This is a genomic window from Paenibacillus whitsoniae (genome assembly GCF_003955665.1).
Lineage (GTDB): Bacteria > Bacillota > Bacilli > Paenibacillales > NBRC-103111 > Paenibacillus_E > Paenibacillus_E whitsoniae.
On sequence record NZ_RXHU01000100.1, the window covers coordinates 1 to 15445 of the forward strand.

Here is a 15445-nt window from a genome sequence, read left to right on the forward strand (position 1 = left end):
CAGTGGCAGTGGCAGTGGCTCGTCAGACGCAGACCGAAATGCAAGTGGCCAGGGCGGCCAGGGCTACAGCAATCAGCAGGATCAACAAATCCAGTTTCGCTCAATCGGGCAGCAACAAGATCAGCAAGGCACGAATCAAAGCGGCGGCAGCAATTACAATCAAAGTCAATCGGGGCAATCCAATTCAAATGGCCAGGGCCAAGGCATGACGAAAGTGTCGGATCTCGCAAATGAATTGCTGAAAATCAAAGAGCTTGTCCTACAGCTCGAAATAAAGACTTCGCAATATGTCAGTAGCCAATCCAACGGCAGCCTGACGGAGAAGGATGCGGTTAACCTTATTCTGACGCTCATGAACGGCATGGTAGATTGGGCAAGCGAGTTCGTTTCCTCCAAAGCGGCATCGAGCGGTCAATTGCAATAGAATGTGCCGGCATAAAAAAAGACAAGGCATCTGCACTTGTCTTTTTTTTGCTTGAATATGAAAATGATGGCGAATAGATGAATTACCGTTCATGAGATACGGAAGCTGCTTTAAAATTGAGCTGTTTGGCGCAATATTCAATGATTTCGCTTCTTCGCACAATACCGATGAACTTATCGGAGTCGTCCACGACCGGCACAAAGTTTTGAACTTTGGCGAGATCGATAAGATCGACCATCTCGGCGTGAATGTGGACTGGCTTGTTATTAACGCGGAGCGGGACTTCCGACAGCACGTGGCGATGGGCATTATCGAAGCTGACCGTTTCCGAGTTTTTCAGAAACCAGAGCAGATCACCTTCTGTAACCGTTCCCATATAATGACCGTCGTCAGAAATGATCGGCACTGCCGTATACCGATGAAACTCCATACGTTCAAGCGTTTGCCTCAGCGTCGCCTGAGGCGTGGCGGTAATGACTTCGGATTTAGGTAAAAGGAAAAAAGCAATATTCATGAGTTCACACTCCTAAAGCTGAGAATCGTACATTTAGTATAGCAGACTTTGCGTATAGAATCTAAATCTGTGATGGATGATAGAAGTGAGGTGATCGCGATGAATCGAGCGTTAACAACGGCATTAGTGGGAATTGGCGCGGCTCAGTTTTTGAAAATTCCCATCCATTACCTGCAATTTCGCAAGTTGGATATTAGCCAAGCAGTGCAAACTGGAGGCATGCCAAGTTCGCATTCCGCCGGGGTATCGGCACTGGCATCCTACATCGGACTCAAAAAAGGATTTGCGGCTTCCGATTTTGCGATGAGTGCGATTTTTGGGGCCGTGGTCATGTACGATGCAATGGGCATTCGGAGAGCGGCAGGCGAGATTGCCATGGAGGTCAACGATCTCGATGTGCAAGTGGAGAAACTGTCGGAACGCCATCCCGGCATCTATCATATTCGCAGACGCAAAGCGCTGAAAGAGCGGCTCGGTCATTTGCCGCGGGAAGTACTGGCAGGCTCGGTATTAGGGCTAGCGATTGGCGCATGCAGCTATTGGATGGAGAAGAAGTAGTAAGGCAACCCGCGATCCTGTGGACAACTGCTCGGGAATGGGATAAGATCAATAAACGATCTTAGAGAGGAAGTTGGCCACCACATGGATACGATTCGCGTTACAACACGAGAACAACTAGAACAATGCTTTTCCGTCCGCATGGATGTATTTGTCCGGGAGCAGCAAGTACCGGAGCATTTGGAAATGGATGAGAAGGACGCTTCGCCGGAAGCCTGCCATCATTTTCTAATCCTAAATGGCCAGGAGCCGGTTGCGGCCGCACGCTGGTACGAATATCAACCTCGCACGGCCAAGCTGCAGCGGGTTGCCGTATTGAAAGCCTATCGAGGCCGTTCGCTCGGCAAACAGCTTATTCTGGCCATGGAGCAGCAAGCGAAGGAGCTTGGCTGCACCGCATCGATCCTCGATGCGCAGTGTCAAGCAGAAGGCTTTTACGCGCAGCTTGGCTATCATGTGATCTCCGAAGAGCCGTTCTATGATGCGGGGATCCTTCATGTGCGAATGAAAAAGCAGCTGTAACCGGATTAGCTTGCGGCGTTGTCTTTTAGCGTATCCGCTTTATCGGCCATAGGGAAGGTCAGAATAAAGCGGGTGCCTTTATTGAGCTCGCTCTCGACTTCCAGGGTTCCATGGTGATCCTGCACGATTTTATAGCAAATGGAGAGCCCGAGCCCGGTTCCCGTCTCCTTGGTCGTGAAGAACGGATGGAAAATCTGCTCCAGGTATTCACTCGGAATGCCAGGGCCGTTATCGGCAATAACCAAAGTCGCGTTCTTCGGATCGCGGCTTACTTGTATGTGGATGGAACCGTTCGTTTCCATCGCTTCGCACGCGTTTTTGACAATGTTCAGCAAAAGCTGCGTCATCTTATCCTGATCCATGAGCATGAATATTTCATCCGCCGCCATATCCTGAAAGTGAATCACATGGCCGGAACTTGTGGCCTCAGATTCCATGAGGGAGATGACCTTGAGAATGCAATCATGCAAGGAATCCGTGCGGAAATCAGTGCGATGCGGCTTGGAAAACTGCAGAAATTCACCCGTTAAATCACTCATTCGGTTCACTTCATCCATAATCAGGTTGTACCAGGCTTCGATGTTGTAACCGCTTGCTTTTGCCAATTGCAGAAAGCCTCTGACCGTCGTCAGGGGATTGCGGATTTCATGCGCCATGCCGGATGCCAGTTCCCCAACGACTCGTAACTTCTCAGAACGCTGCATATGCTCTTCCTGCTTCAGCAGCGAGTCGCGCTTCTTCATAAATAGATTATGCTCGGCGTGTAAAATAAGATCATCTTTTGTTTGCGCATCACTTGGATATGTCGCGATACCGTATGTATTCTGGATACCCGTCAGCTTGGGCAGCTCAGAATCGAGCTTAAGCTGGATGGAGGCATCTTTCAGTGTGATATGGTCGAGCGGCATGACGACCGCGAATTCATCCCCACCGTAGCGCGCGATGAAGTGCGCGTCCTTGAACAGGATTTGCAGCAAATCAGCCATTTGCTTGAGAATGAAGTTACCGGCCTGAAAGCCGCCGGACGTATTCATCGCCTTAAGATCGTTGCAATCGATTAGAATGAAAACGAGCGACTGTTTATTTCGAATTAGTTGTTCCAACCGTCGATGAGCTTCTTCGAAATTATAGAGGCCTGTCAGCGAATCCTTCTGGGTAATCACCAGGGGCTCGCTATGTAGGCGTTCTTTTTTTAGAAACTGGGCGCTTGCCGTATTGCAGAGCAGTGCAATGGCCGTGAAATCCAGCAAGCAGTTCAAGCCGTACAGCCATATCCTGGCTTCGGATTGAACAAAGATATTCATGACCAGAAGATAAGCAGCGGCATAAACAAAGGTGCCGGCCCAAAGCTTCTTTTTATCCGGCGTGATGAATGAAAAACGGGCAAGGGCTAAAACGTACAGCGGATAGCATAGATTAGAGTGACCTGCCGCATGTAGCAAACAGATGCTCAGCAGATGAAGCCAAGGGATGAGACGGTGGAGCTTTTGCAAGCGGTATGTCACGAAACAGAGGATGAGTCCGGTCAACATCAACGGGATGCTGGCGACAGTGTCTTGATACAAGGCGAAAGCTGCATATAAGCAAGCATAGACATAATAAATCCAAATCGTAACCACACAACGACCTCCCAGCAGATTGGCACCGTGCACACACTTTTGTGAGACAATTTCTCTGTTTATCGGAAAATCCCTTCTCCGGACAGGAAACTTAATGTAAACTTAAGCAGAATTGGACAAAAAAAACCTTTAGACGCAAAAGTCCAAGGTTTTTGTCGAAAAAACTATGTCAGGTCGATGATTTGATGCTGCTGGACGAAGCTCATTTGGCCGGTTCGACCGATATAATCCGGCATCGAATCGTCGTAGTGCATTAAGTAAATACGCTGCTGAACCTCTTCCGGCAGCGTCAGTAGTTCTTCTAATGTCGTGTGCACGAAGCCTTGACCGCTTAATTGACAATCGTGAAAAATGGTGTGACAATTTCGTTGTTGAATCACTTCGCCGATCAGCAATTCGGGATTAAACCGGATGTCTGCGCTGTAAAAGGTTCGGTCATTAATGAAAAGCGAATAGCTCGGCTTCAGCTGGATGTGCTCGGTCGGAATGATCTCTACGGTTAAGCCCGGAAACAGTTCGACGGACGCACGCTCAGGCAGCAAGACAACATCGAAGTAATCTTCAAGGGTAAGGAGGTTTTCAGAAGGACTGTACAATCCGCCCTTGAGTGTGTTCTCCCAAAGAGGAACAGCCAGTGACTCCGCTATAAACAGTTTGGTGCGCTTGCGGCCGTGTTCGTAGAGAAGACGGAAAGCCATTTCTTCCAGTCCGCCTACGTGGTCTGCATGGATATGGGTAATCAGGATACCATCGATCCGATCCGGCTGGATCTGAAGCTCATGCAGGGAGCGTGGGACCGATGAGCCGCAATCGATCATAACCTGCTTGTCCTGCGTGCGAAGCAACGCACTATTATTATAGCGTTCCTTAGCAAACGCACTGCCGGTTCCCAACATCTGAATGTGCAAACTCATGAATCCGCCTCCGATTTTCGACAAAAATCCATCTTTTTCTAATGTAGCATGTGCGCTGGGAGACTTCAACCTTTATTCTTGACGAGAACGTGAAAAGGGATATTCAAATTGATTCTATTTAAAGGGTGTTGATCTGCATGATCTGGTTAATCGCAGGGAGTATTGTGATCGTTGCATTCGCTTTAATCGTCGGCGTTTCCATCTTTGTGGGATGGCGGCTGACGCATCCGAAACGAAAGCCGTTGGAAGAAGGGCCGGCCGACTACGGTCTTGCGCCTAGGCAGATCATCTTTCCAAGCCGATTGGGGGATGTCCGTCTCGACGGCTGGTTTTTTGAAGCAGTTCACAAGCCGCAAAACATGACAATTATCATGTCGCACGGCTATGCCGGCAATCGCCTGGAGATGGGGCTGCCTGCGCTGTCGCTTACGCAGTGCCTAGTGGAGGCCGGCTATCATGTGCTTATGTTTGATTTTCGCAATTCCGGGCTGTCGGAAGGAACGACGACCACGATCGGCTATCTGGAGCAGCAGGACGTGCTCGGGGCGGTTGATTGGGTGAAAACGCAGGTTGCTTCGCGAATTGTGCTGCTCGGCTTTTCGATGGGCGGCAGCGCCTCGCTGCTGGCCGCGGCTAAGGAGGAAGCTGTCCTTGGTGTGATTACCGACAGCGCGTTCAGCCAGCTGCATCCTTATCTAAAGGAAAATTTGCCGGTGTGGTCCGGGCTGCCGCGGTTTCCGTTTACCCCGCTGATCTTGACATTTCTGCCCCGGCTGGTCGGTATAAATCCGCATGCTGTGGACGGTCTTGCGGCGGTCGACCGGATTGCGCCGAGGCCGGTTCTATTCATTCACAGCCATGACGACCCGGCCATCCCCAGCTCCAACAGCATCCAGATGTATGACCGTCATCCGGCGCATTTTGAACTGTGGACGACGACCGGCGCGGGACATGTTGGGAGCTACCGTTTGTATGCAGAAGCATACGTCAAGCGATTGCTGAATTTTTTATCAAAATTTTAGAATTGACGCAACTCTTCATCCTGGCCGGAGTATAAAGATGCAGACAGACAGATGACTAACGAGGCTGGAGGGCTAGAGAATGAAAGTTCAACGGATTTTTGCGTTGATGGTTGTGTTGTTTACATTGAGTACAGCCGTAGTGGTGGGCTCATCGATTTGGGGGGAGTATAAAGGATACAGTATTGCCCGTCTCGTAGTGAATGGGAATACGAAAGAGTTTGGCGACTCGGACGTCCCGCCGCTCATCATTGACGGGAAGACCGTTCTTCCGTTGCGAGCGGTGACGAATTCGCTGCAAGGGCTCGTTACCTGGGATGATGCCAGCAAAACCGCTTATTTGTATAAACCGAATGTGCATATGTTCTTTACAACCGAAGTGAAGAAAGATTCGGCCATTGTACCGTTTGGTGTTGTGGAGCGGGGCAAGTCCGCGGATTTTATCGTTTTTGCACAAGTGGATAATTTGAAAACAAGCATTAACTCGGTCAGAGTATCCGTCATTTCTCCCAGCGGCAAAAGTGTGATCACGCCGGTTGAGAAATCCATTTCCGAATCCAAGGAGTCGTTCTGGTTAAAAGTGCCGTTGTACGGCGTCTCTTTCGATGAGTACGGTACCTATGTGGTCCGCTTTGAAATGCAAAGCGGAAGCAGCGACTACGCCGTTGTATCTGAGAAGCAAATTCAATCTGAATAGTGTGTTTACTCACGCGAACTGGTTTGACCTCAATCTGCGAAAATGATAGGATATTGAGGTAACTATTATTTGATGAAATGAGGTTCTGCCTGTGAGCGATGAGAAGCATGATCATGTACACGGCCCGGACTGTGACCACGATCACGACCATGGGGAAGATGTTTTTATCGTAACGGACGAGAACGGGAAAGAGCATGAGATGGTGATGGTGTATACCTTCCAATCTCAAGATCAAGCTTACGCGGTATTGCTTGATCGCAATGATCCGGACGCTGATGGCGTCATTTTCCGTGTTGAAGAAGAAGACGAAGAGGCTTATTTGGTCAACATTGAAGATGAGCAAGAATGGGAGCGCGTCGTAACGATTTACAATGAAATCGTAGCCCAAGAAGGCGACGAATAAGCGCAATTCGTACATAAGCGATAAAGAAGACCCCTTAGCAGAGCGATCTGTTAGGGGGTCTTGATTTTTTATCTTTATTTGCGAGGATTAAAATACATGGTCCGGCCATTAAATAAATGAAGTTCCGCTTTTAATAATTTGCCGAGATACTTGCAATATTCGTTGCCCTTGCTCTTGTCTCCGTGGGTCGCGTTGTCGGGCAGGACGAACTGCACGTAATGGCGCTGCTCATCCGGGCTTCCTTCCGAGCCGACACCAATAACGATGTTGCGGTACAGCGCATTCGTCCCTTTCAGGTAAAACCATTTGCCTTCGCCTTCCGGCTTCGTCTCGATGGTATACGGAAAACCGGCTTCGTCATATTCCCAGCCAAGCTGCTTGGCGGTTTGACCGAGCTGATCACGGTAATGCAGCAGCTTTTCCTTGATTTCATCCAAGGTAAGAGCGGAGACGGCGGATCCAGATACGAATTTAATATAAGCGCTTTGAGCCATTCCTTGATCACCTCATTCGCTAAACATCTTCCCTATCATAGCATCCTGAAAACGGTTTTACAATATATCCCTGCAGAGGCGGGAGGTTCGGGAAAATGACGCTAGAAGATCGCTTGCGTCTCGACAATTACCTTAACGTTCTGCACGCTGCGGTCTTCCGGACCTTTGACCGGCAGCCCAACTTCGACATGGTCGACGATGTAGTCGATCAGCTCTTGCGTAATGACCTCGCCTGGCAGCAAAATCGGAATGCCCGGCGGGTACACGTAGATGAATTCCGCAATGATCCGGTCGGCGGATTCTTTGAACGGGATCACTTCCGTTTCGCCATAGAACGCGTCGCGCGGTGTTAGCGTCAATTGCGGGATGGCCGGCACTTCAATGACCACTTCTTTGACTTCGGCCACGTCATCGTTAATGTGGGAAAGCTCGCGCAGCGCCGTCAGCAGCGTTTCGACGTCCTCGCGGGTATCGCCAGGCGTGATCAGGCACAAAATGTTATACATATCGCTCATTTCCACTTCGATATTGTAATGCTCACGAAGCCAGTTCTCGACTTCAAAACCGGTAATGCCGAGCTTGCGCACATGAACGCATACTTTGGTCGGGTCGTAGGTGAAAGTCGCTTCCTCGCCCAAAATCTCTTCTCCGAAACAGTACAGATTCGGGATTTCGTTAATTGCACGGCGTGCATGCTGGGCAAGCTCAATCGTGCGCTCCGCCATGTCACGGCCGTTGAGCGCCAAGTGGCGGCGGGAAGTGTCCAGCGATGCGAGCAGAATGTAAGACGTCGACGTTGTTGTTAGCATCGACATAATCGTTTGAATGCGCTTCGGATTGACGCGCGGGCCCTGCACGTTCAGCACGGAGCTTTGCGTCATGGAGCCGCCGAGCTTATGTACGCTGGTGGCCGCCATGTCGGCGCCGGCTTCCATTGCGGACATCGGCAGCTTGTCATGGAAGTGCGTCAACACGCCGTGTGCCTCATCAACGAGTACCGGGATATTGTAGCTGTGGACAAGCTCCACGATTTCTTTCAAATTTGTGCAGACACCGTAATACGTCGGGTTAATGACGAGCACCGCTTTGGCATCGGGATGCTTCTCAAGCGCGCGGCGAACCGAGCGGACGGGAATGCCATGGTCGATACCCAGGTTCTTGTCGCGCAGCGGCTGAATGAAGACAGGCTTGGCGCCGACGAAAATAATTGCCGCCAGAATCGATTTATGCACGTTGCGCGGTACGATGATTTTATCGCCCTCGGAGCAGACGGACATGATCATCGTCATGATCGCTCCGCTCGTACCTTGGACGGAGAAGAACGTATGGTCGGCGCCGAACGCATCCGCAGCCAGCTTCTGCGCTTCCTCAATGACGCCCATCGGCTGGTGCAGGTCATCAAGCGGTGCTATATTAATGAGGTCGATGGACAGGGCATTGTCGCCGATAAAAGCGCGAAACTCCGGGTCCATGCCAACCCCTTTTTTGTGGCCAGGAATGTGAAACTGAATCGGATTTTTCTCAGCATGCTGAAGCAGTGCACTGAACAGGGGAGTACGGGTATGATCCACCTGAATATCGCTTCCCTTCTATCGTAGATTGCTTGTCGAATAATGAACAAACTTAATTGAGTATATCAAAATGGGCCGCGCATGCAAGCTAATTTTTTGAAAATAGTTTGTACGCTTTTAGGCGAAACTAACAGTCATCCTGCCAAATTCGTGAAGTAAAGGAGAAACCCGGATGGAAACTGCAACAAATAAGGCCAAAACGGGGAAATTTTCCCCCTTTGTCATTGAATTATTAATCATTATGTTCATCGTTGAATTTGTAAAAGGAGCCTTGCTGATCACGATATTGCCTGTATATCTGAAAACGTCGCTCGGCGCCTCGGCCTTTATGATCGGCTGGGCGCTGGCGGCGCAGTATATCGGCGATAATGTGCTAAGAACGCCTGTAGGCTGGCTGATCGATCATTTAGGCTACCGGACGATTATGCTGTCAGGCGTCTTGTGCACGTTCATCTCCGTCATCCTGATGGCCGTACTGATGAGCCCCGGCTGGATCGTGCTGGCGTGCGTGCTGCTCGGCGCAGGCACAGCCCCGCTGTGGCCGTGCGTCATTACCGGTGCAACCGAGGTGGCCGGCGAAAACGGCAAAGCGACGGTGCTGAGCGTCGTCTATATGGCATGGCTGTCCGGGGTGGGACTCGGGCCGGTGGTCATTAACTTTTTTATCCATGGCGCGGCGTACGGTCCTTCGTTTCGACTGCTGCTCGGCTGTATGACGATCGTCGTCGTGACGGCGCTGCTGCTGCCGAGGAAGAAAAGTGCGGAACCTCGGGAACGGCAAGAGGAGGCGGGGGGCGCGAAGCTGCCGCTCGGAGCGCGAGTTCAGCAGTATTGGCGGGAAGTGCGCCGTTCGATGAGCGTCAGTCCGCTGATGTTTCCTTTAATGTTCGCGCAGACGTTCGCGCTCGGCATTTTGACGCCGATTTTGACACTCTATGCCAAGGACGTACTGAAACTTACCTCGCTGCAATACAGCATGTTTCTGATCGCGGGCGGGGCAATTACGGTCGTCTTCCTCCTGCCGATGGGCAAAATCGTCGATAAGACCGGCATCCGCCCGTACTTGATCGCGGGTTTTTCCTGCGCGGCAGCGGCGCTTCTGCTGTTTACATATGTGACGTCCATGACCTCGCTTTACGTGCTTGTGGGGCTACTTGGCATCGGATATGCGTTCATTATCCCTTCGTGGAATGCACTGATTGCATCGGCGATTCCGCCAGAGAAGCGGGGGGCCGTGTGGGGCTTCTTTCTGACGATAGAGGGTCTTGGCATGATTATCGGACCGATTGTCTCCGGCAAGGTGTGGGACGTGTACGGCTACCATGCGCCATTTGTGATGAGCGGCTGTGTGCTCGTGGTGCTGCTTGTTCTTCAAATGTTCATTTCCATCCCTAAAAAAGGTATGGTACGATAAAAAGAAAATGATAAGTTGGAGGCATTAGGCATCATGGGCAAACAGATTGGAGTCATCATGCTGCTGTTGATGACGATTTTCGTCGGCTTCGGAATCATTATTCCGATTATGCCGGAAGTGGTAAACGGCGCGGGCGCGCAGTACCATAATGCGCTACTGCTGTCGGTTTACTCGGCGGTGTCTTTTTTTATGTCGCCGTTTTGGGGCGGATTGTCGGACAGGATCGGGCGAAGACCTATTATTTTGATTGGACTCTTGGGATTTAGTGTGAGCTTCGTCATTTTTGGCGTGGCCAACGACCATCTGTGGATTATGTACGTGTCTCGCATTTTGGGCGGATTGTTCTCCGGAGCGGCGACGGCGTGTGCCGTTGCGTATGTCGCCGATATTACAACGTCCGAGAATCGGACGAAAGGCATGGGGATGGTCGGCATGTCGATCGGGCTCGGCTTTATTTTTGGACCGGCGATCGGCGGCATCGTCAGCAAATGGGGGACGTATACGCCGTTTTTCGTGGCGGCTGCGATTTCGCTGGCTTCGTTCATTCTGGCATTCGCCGTGCTGAAGGAGTCGCTCACGCCGGACAAGCGCCGCTCCGTGAAGGAAAAAGCGCCGTCACGCTGGACGGCGTTCTCCGGCTCTTCCAAATATTTATACGTGCTGTCCTTCTTCGTCACGTTTACTTTGGCCGGATTGGAAGCGACGCTTCAATACTTCCAAATGGCTAAAATCGGCGCAAGACCGTACGACATCGGCATGATGTTCCTTGCCAGCGGCGTCGTCGGCGCGCTGATCCAGGGCGGCGTGGTACGCCGTCTGGTCAAGCAAGGCGCCGAGTCGTACGTGATTGGCGTCGGGCTTGTACTGTCGGCAGCCGGGTTCTTCCTGCTGCTGTATTCCAGCAGCGTGGTTACGGCTGCGATCTATTTGTCGGTCTTCGGCGCAGGCAACGCGCTCATCCGTCCATGCGTGACGTCGCTGATCACCCAGCGGACGACGGTAGGGCAGGGCGTCGCTTCGGGTCTGAGCTCCTCGATGGACAGCCTCGGCCGCATCATGGGGCCGCTGCTCGGGGGCGCCGTGTTCGCCATTGCGCACGAGCTGCCGTTCATCATCGGCGGCGTGCTGTGCCTCGCCGCACTGTTCTTACTGCAGCGATTCATCCAGATGGATCGCCGCAAGGTGAGAGCGCAGCAGGCTGTCTAGCTGCGCTAAATGAAAAGCTGCACATCCCATCCCCGGTAAGCGGAGAAAGGTGTGCAGCTTTTTTGCTATGGCGGATGTACGCCATAGCATACAAATGTGACCCATTCGGTCTCCACATTGCGTCAGAACGAGCTAAACCTCTTAAAAAGCATTACCCGCCGCCGCCCCCTTCACGAAATCATGCAAATTATACAGTAAATTCTTGGCTCAGGCCCACAATTCCCGAGAGATCCTGCAGAAAGTACAGTTAATTTCGAGCTTAATTGGAATGAAGGCGATTCCAAACGAGTTTACACGGGTTTTTACTGCAGAAATACAGGATTTCATGAGATTTCGCCTTCTATGTCCGAATTAACTGTAGTTTTTACAAGTTGGTGGCGAAAGGGGCGGTGGGCAAGAACAGTGACGAGGCAAAATACGCGTAAACCAGGGGAAGTTGTAACCAGGAGAGTATCAGAGTATGTGCATCAGTATCGTAACCGTGTGGGTGTAGCATTCTGAGTGAACATAACAGAGAGAAAACGTAACAGAGCGTAAACGCAATAGAGAGTAAAAGTAACAGACCGAAAACGAAACACAGAGAAAACTCAACTGGGCAAGTAAGCGCAAGGGGAAGCCGACAGAGCAGCTAAAAAGCCCGGTCGCAAAGGACCAGGCTTTCTTAACCGAACGCCCCAGGAAGGGGAGCCCTGTATCGTTATTGCCGAGGCGTCAAGCCATGCAAAATAAATTGAATCGTCCGCTCCAGCTCCAGCTCATCGTCCCAGTCGTTCTCAGCCAGCAGCAGGAAGCGGAAAATGACGAAGCCGATCATGCTCGTGGCCACCATCCGCATGATGGCGGGAGGCGGCAGCTCAATGAGCTGGCCCTGTGCCTGAAAATGGCGAATCGCTTTATAGGCCTTTTCCAGCACGAGGGGAGCGACCGTGTCCTTGAACTGCTCGCGCAGCTCGGCATGGAAAGGAATCTCATGCAAAAAGATTTTCAGCACATGAACATGCTTGCGGGCAAATTCAAACCGGTTGCGCAGCACAGCGCGCAAAAACTGCTCAACGTCCGGGTAATCAGCCTCGAGGACCTTGGTAAAATCCTTGACGGCGAACGGCGCGACAAGCTTTGCCATAATCGGCGCTACGATCGAGAGCAGCAGTTTCTTTTTCGTTTTATAGTGGCGGAAAATGGTTCCCTCAGCCACGCCGGCTTTCTGCGCGATCTCGCTGGTGGAGGAGCCGGCAAACCCTTTTTCCGAGAAAATCTCGACAGCGGCTTGCACGATCTTGATCTGTTTATCCGTCATTTTCTCTTCTTCATCGTTCAGGCGCAGCAGCTCCGCCAGCCACGGCTCTATGTCAGACATTGCCTTTACCTCGCTTCATAAACTTTCGACATCGCTCTATTATATCTTACGATGTTTCTTAAGCGCCACTATATTCAGCCCCATGAAGACGATGGTGAACAACGCAAGCACCAAGACGTCATACCAGATGCGGTCCCAGCCGGCGCCGCGTATCATAATGTTCCTCAGCGCGTCAGCGCCGTATTTGAGCGGCATGATTGTGCCGATCCAGCGCAAATAAACGGACATCGTATCCAGACTGAACAGGCCGGAGAAGAACACTTGCGGCACAATAATGAGTGGGATGAACTGAATCATCTGGAACTCGTTATTAGCAAAAGCCGAAATCAGTGTGCCCAGGGACAGTGCGGTTAACGCCAGCAGAAGCGTTATGAGCAGGACGTACCAGAATGAACCGACCAGCATCAAGCCCAGCACGCTTGTAGCAAACCAGGCGATGAGCGCCGACTGCAGTGTCGTAAAAATGCCGAAGCCGAGAATGTACCCGACGACGATTTCCCATCTGCGCAGCGGGGTGGCGAGCAGCCGCTCCAGCGTACCGCCGGTTCGTTCCCGCAGGAAGGCGACGCCCGACAGCAGGAAAACGAAGAAGAACACGAAGAAGCCGATAAGCACAGGGCCGAAATTGTCAAAAGCCGCCATATCGGCGGAGCCGTGCAGATACGTAATGGCCGGCATGGCGGCAGCGGCGCTTGCCGGAACAGCATTTTGCACGGCCTTCTGCAGCAGGAACAGGATGGCTCTGTTCTTGCTTGGATCGCTGCCTTCCAGCTGAACTTGCGGCGCTGGGCCGTTCATGGTGATAACCGCATCCAGTCGATTATGGTCAATCTCGATTTGAGCCTCTTCGGATGAATAGGCGATGACTTCCGCGTTCAAGTCCTGAAGCTTTTGCACAAACGGAGCGGGCACGTTCACAGCGCCAATCTTGGGCACATACGTATCGCCGTTAAAGACGAGCGACATCATGAACAGAATGAGCATCGGGGCGACGAGCATCATCATAAGCGTTCGTTTATCATGGAAAAATTGCCGTAAAATCCGAATCACAATGGCACGTATTCTCATGCGCGTGCACCTCCGTATGACAGGAACGCTTCTTCAATGGTTGCAGATCCCGTTGCCTGTTTAAGCTCAGTCGGCGTGCCGACAGCGGTGAGGCGTCCGCCGCGAATCATACCGAGTACGTCGCATTTCTCCGCTTCGTCCATCACGTGCGTCGTCACGACGATCGCAGTTCCTTGCTTGCTGAGGTGTGTGAGCTCCTCCCAGATTGATTTGCGCAGCACAGGGTCGATACCTACGGTCGGCTCGTCGAGAATTAGCAGCTGCGGTTCATGCAAAAGCGAAATGGCGAGCGAAAGGCGTCGCTTCATGCCACCGGAGAAATGGTGGATCTGCTTTTTCACGTGCGCGCTCAGATCGACGAGTTCCATGACGTCCTGAATCCGCTGCTTGCGCTTGGCGCCGCTTAGCCCATACAGTGAGGCGAAAAATTCCAGATTCTCCTGCGCGGTCAGCTCGGCATAGAGTGCATCCGATTGCGCCATATAGCCGATGCGCGAGAGCATGGCGAGCTGCGGCATCCGCTGGCCCAGCACATCGACGGAGCCGGAGGTTGGGGCATCGATGCCCGCGATCATCCGGACGAGCGTTGTTTTGCCGGAGCCGGACGGACCTAACAGACCGAAAATTTGTGCGCTTGGGAGCGTTAACGTGATATGCTCGAGCACGACCTTATCGCCAAACTGCTTGGAGACGTCTTGAACTTGAATCAAGGGCGGGGTTGGCACAGTGAAACACCTCTTTCATATAAGTGAGTAATCACTCATTTTTGGATTTGATCTCATCATACGCGATTTGCCGAACTTTGTGAAGTGAGTAATCACTCATTTTCTTAATAAACCTAAAAAAATGCCTCCGCCGGAACACACTTGGTTAAGTGTATTCCGTGTCAGAGGCATTACAACCAGAAGCACTACGATTTCTCGTTAGCTTTCGGTACGCGCTTATAGTCTACCCATTTCTCGATGGACGGCGTCAACTGCTCCTTGATATTCGCGACGAGCTTGTCCTTGGACATGCCTTTCGCTTGAGCGATTTCGGCAAGAGATTTGCCTGAGCGCAGCTGGGCGTGCAGCTCGTCTTTGGTCAAACCGAGCGATGTTGCCAGCTTGTCGGTATCCGGGCGCAGTCCGAACTTGTGATGTTTGCCGTGGCCGCTGTGCCGATCAAGCAGATTCTTTTCGTTCAGGATGAACTTCAAATGCTGCCCGAGACCCTGCTTCATGTGTTCGCCTTGCTCGGCAGTCAGCTTGCCGTCCTTGACGGCGGTCTCGATCTTGCTCGTTCGCATCGCCATCAGCTTCGCGGTCAGATCCGCTTCGGAGATGCCTTTCTCGGCCGCAGCCTCGACGATGCTTTTGCCGCCCTTCAGCGTCTTGAACAAGGCTTCTTTATCCACGCCGATGACGGTCGCGGCTTCTTCAATAATCGGCCATTTGCGCTTGTGCTGGCCGCCGCCTTTCTCATCCGCTTGCTTCGCGGTCACAGAGGGCTGGTCGGTTTGAACGGGCTCCTGCGCGCCAACCTGCAGCGCGCCGCCCAGCAGGAACGCCAGCGCGACAGAGCTGACGAGTAGCTTTTTCATCGGTAAAGCTTTCATTGCGAAAGCCTCCTTTCCTGTGAAATGGAAGTACAGGACATAGTCTGCACAGGAGGCTTTCATTTTAG

16 protein-coding genes and 1 pseudogene are annotated in these 15445 nt (G+C 51.9%); 8 read left to right on the top strand and 9 right to left on the bottom strand.

Features of this window, described 5'->3' with window-relative positions:
* Positions 1 to 424: pseudogene (locus EJQ19_RS32030) on the top strand (hypothetical protein); the annotation flags it as partial.
* A gap of 82 nt (positions 425 to 506) precedes the next feature.
* Here EJQ19_RS32030 and EJQ19_RS27460 read toward each other — a convergent pair.
* The gene (locus tag EJQ19_RS27460) at positions 507 to 938 is read right to left on the bottom strand and encodes a CBS domain-containing protein (protein WP_126144425.1); all 432 of its coding nucleotides are present in this window, start codon (positions 936 to 938) and stop codon (positions 507 to 509) included.
* A 99-nt stretch (positions 939 to 1037) separates the two neighbouring features.
* Here EJQ19_RS27460 and EJQ19_RS27465 point away from each other — a divergent pair, with 99 nt between their 5' ends.
* Positions 1038 to 1496, top strand: coding sequence for a divergent PAP2 family protein (locus EJQ19_RS27465; protein WP_126144426.1), 459 nt, complete (start codon positions 1038 to 1040; stop codon positions 1494 to 1496).
* An 84-nt stretch (positions 1497 to 1580) separates the two neighbouring features.
* Complete coding sequence (locus EJQ19_RS27470) at positions 1581 to 2018, top strand: GNAT family N-acetyltransferase (RefSeq protein WP_126144427.1); 438 nt, start codon at positions 1581 to 1583, stop codon at positions 2016 to 2018.
* 5 nt (positions 2019 to 2023) lie between these two features.
* Here EJQ19_RS27470 and EJQ19_RS27475 read toward each other — a convergent pair whose 3' ends face one another.
* Positions 2024 to 3637: an ATP-binding protein gene (locus tag EJQ19_RS27475; protein ID WP_241243107.1), complete on the bottom strand. Its 1614-nt coding sequence runs from the start codon at positions 3635 to 3637 to the stop codon at positions 2024 to 2026.
* Between the two features lie 164 nt (positions 3638 to 3801).
* Entirely contained in the window at positions 3802 to 4551 is a 750-nt protein-coding gene (locus tag EJQ19_RS27480) for an MBL fold metallo-hydrolase (protein WP_126144428.1), read from the bottom strand.
* 137 nt (positions 4552 to 4688) lie between these two features.
* Between EJQ19_RS27480 and EJQ19_RS27485 the strand changes: the two genes are divergently transcribed.
* From EJQ19_RS27485 to EJQ19_RS27495, 3 genes are all read left to right on the top strand, one after another.
* The gene (locus EJQ19_RS27485) at positions 4689 to 5573 is read left to right on the top strand and encodes an alpha/beta hydrolase (protein WP_126144429.1); all 885 of its coding nucleotides are present in this window, start codon (positions 4689 to 4691) and stop codon (positions 5571 to 5573) included.
* A 79-nt stretch (positions 5574 to 5652) separates the two neighbouring features.
* Entirely contained in the window at positions 5653 to 6267 is a 615-nt protein-coding gene (locus EJQ19_RS27490) for a stalk domain-containing protein (RefSeq protein ID WP_126144430.1), read from the top strand.
* Between the two features lie 91 nt (positions 6268 to 6358).
* Positions 6359 to 6670 (top strand): DUF1292 domain-containing protein, encoded by a 312-nt coding sequence (locus tag EJQ19_RS27495; protein WP_126144431.1) that lies wholly within the window; start codon positions 6359 to 6361, stop codon positions 6668 to 6670.
* Between the two features lie 74 nt (positions 6671 to 6744).
* Here the strand turns inward: EJQ19_RS27495 and EJQ19_RS27500 are convergent, their stop codons facing one another.
* Positions 6745 to 7164, bottom strand: a complete 420-nt coding sequence (locus tag EJQ19_RS27500; protein ID WP_126144432.1) for a DUF1885 family protein — start codon at positions 7162 to 7164, stop codon at positions 6745 to 6747.
* Between the two features lie 101 nt (positions 7165 to 7265).
* Positions 7266 to 8735 (bottom strand): aminotransferase class I/II-fold pyridoxal phosphate-dependent enzyme, encoded by a 1470-nt coding sequence (locus EJQ19_RS27505; protein WP_206438499.1) that lies wholly within the window; start codon positions 8733 to 8735, stop codon positions 7266 to 7268.
* A 172-nt stretch (positions 8736 to 8907) separates the two neighbouring features.
* Here EJQ19_RS27505 and EJQ19_RS27510 point away from each other — a divergent pair, with 172 nt between their 5' ends.
* Together EJQ19_RS27510 and EJQ19_RS27515 are read left to right on the top strand one after the other, a co-directional pair.
* The gene (locus EJQ19_RS27510) at positions 8908 to 10149 is read left to right on the top strand and encodes an MFS transporter (protein WP_126144434.1); all 1242 of its coding nucleotides are present in this window, start codon (positions 8908 to 8910) and stop codon (positions 10147 to 10149) included.
* 33 nt (positions 10150 to 10182) lie between these two features.
* Positions 10183 to 11355 carry an MFS transporter gene (locus EJQ19_RS27515; protein WP_126144435.1) on the top strand — a complete coding sequence of 391 codons (1173 nt, stop codon included), beginning with the start codon at positions 10183 to 10185 and terminating at the stop codon, positions 11353 to 11355.
* Positions 11356 to 12052: 697 nt separating this feature from the next.
* On the opposite strand, the gene EJQ19_RS27520 is transcribed toward EJQ19_RS27515, so the two are convergent.
* The 4 genes from EJQ19_RS27520 to EJQ19_RS27535 form a co-directional block, all read right to left on the bottom strand.
* Positions 12053 to 12712 (bottom strand): TetR/AcrR family transcriptional regulator, encoded by a 660-nt coding sequence (locus EJQ19_RS27520; protein ID WP_126144436.1) that lies wholly within the window; start codon positions 12710 to 12712, stop codon positions 12053 to 12055.
* A gap of 39 nt (positions 12713 to 12751) precedes the next feature.
* Positions 12752 to 13780, bottom strand: coding sequence for an ABC transporter permease (locus EJQ19_RS27525; protein ID WP_126144437.1), 1029 nt, complete (start codon positions 13778 to 13780; stop codon positions 12752 to 12754).
* Entirely contained in the window at positions 13777 to 14505 is a 729-nt protein-coding gene (locus tag EJQ19_RS27530) for an ABC transporter ATP-binding protein (protein WP_126144438.1), read from the bottom strand. Before EJQ19_RS27530 ends, EJQ19_RS27525 begins: the two co-directional genes overlap by 4 nt.
* Positions 14506 to 14690: 185 nt before the next feature.
* A complete protein-coding gene (locus tag EJQ19_RS27535; RefSeq protein ID WP_126144439.1) occupies positions 14691 to 15377 on the bottom strand; it encodes a hypothetical protein in 687 nt (228 codons plus the stop codon).
* Between the last annotated feature and the right edge of the window lie 68 nt (positions 15378 to 15445).

Coding starts and splice junctions, on each gene's coding strand:
- EJQ19_RS27520 (WP_126144436.1), bottom strand. CDS start 12,712: ATGTCTGACATAGAGCCGTGGCTGGCGGAGCTGCTGCGCCTGAACGAT.
- EJQ19_RS27480 (WP_126144428.1), bottom strand. CDS start 4,551: ATGAGTTTGCACATTCAGATGTTGGGAACCGGCAGTGCGTTTGCTAAG.
- EJQ19_RS27485 (WP_126144429.1), top strand. CDS start 4,689: ATGATCTGGTTAATCGCAGGGAGTATTGTGATCGTTGCATTCGCTTTA.
- EJQ19_RS27525 (WP_126144437.1), bottom strand. CDS start 13,780: ATGAGAATACGTGCCATTGTGATTCGGATTTTACGGCAATTTTTCCAT.
- EJQ19_RS27465 (WP_126144426.1), top strand. CDS start 1,038: ATGAATCGAGCGTTAACAACGGCATTAGTGGGAATTGGCGCGGCTCAG.
- EJQ19_RS27535 (WP_126144439.1), bottom strand. CDS start 15,377: ATGAAAGCTTTACCGATGAAAAAGCTACTCGTCAGCTCTGTCGCGCTG.
- EJQ19_RS27500 (WP_126144432.1), bottom strand. CDS start 7,164: ATGGCTCAAAGCGCTTATATTAAATTCGTATCTGGATCCGCCGTCTCC.
- EJQ19_RS27510 (WP_126144434.1), top strand. CDS start 8,908: ATGGAAACTGCAACAAATAAGGCCAAAACGGGGAAATTTTCCCCCTTT.
- EJQ19_RS27470 (WP_126144427.1), top strand. CDS start 1,581: ATGGATACGATTCGCGTTACAACACGAGAACAACTAGAACAATGCTTT.
- EJQ19_RS27460 (WP_126144425.1), bottom strand. CDS start 938: ATGAATATTGCTTTTTTCCTTTTACCTAAATCCGAAGTCATTACCGCC.
- EJQ19_RS27515 (WP_126144435.1), top strand. CDS start 10,183: ATGGGCAAACAGATTGGAGTCATCATGCTGCTGTTGATGACGATTTTC.
- EJQ19_RS27490 (WP_126144430.1), top strand. CDS start 5,653: ATGAAAGTTCAACGGATTTTTGCGTTGATGGTTGTGTTGTTTACATTG.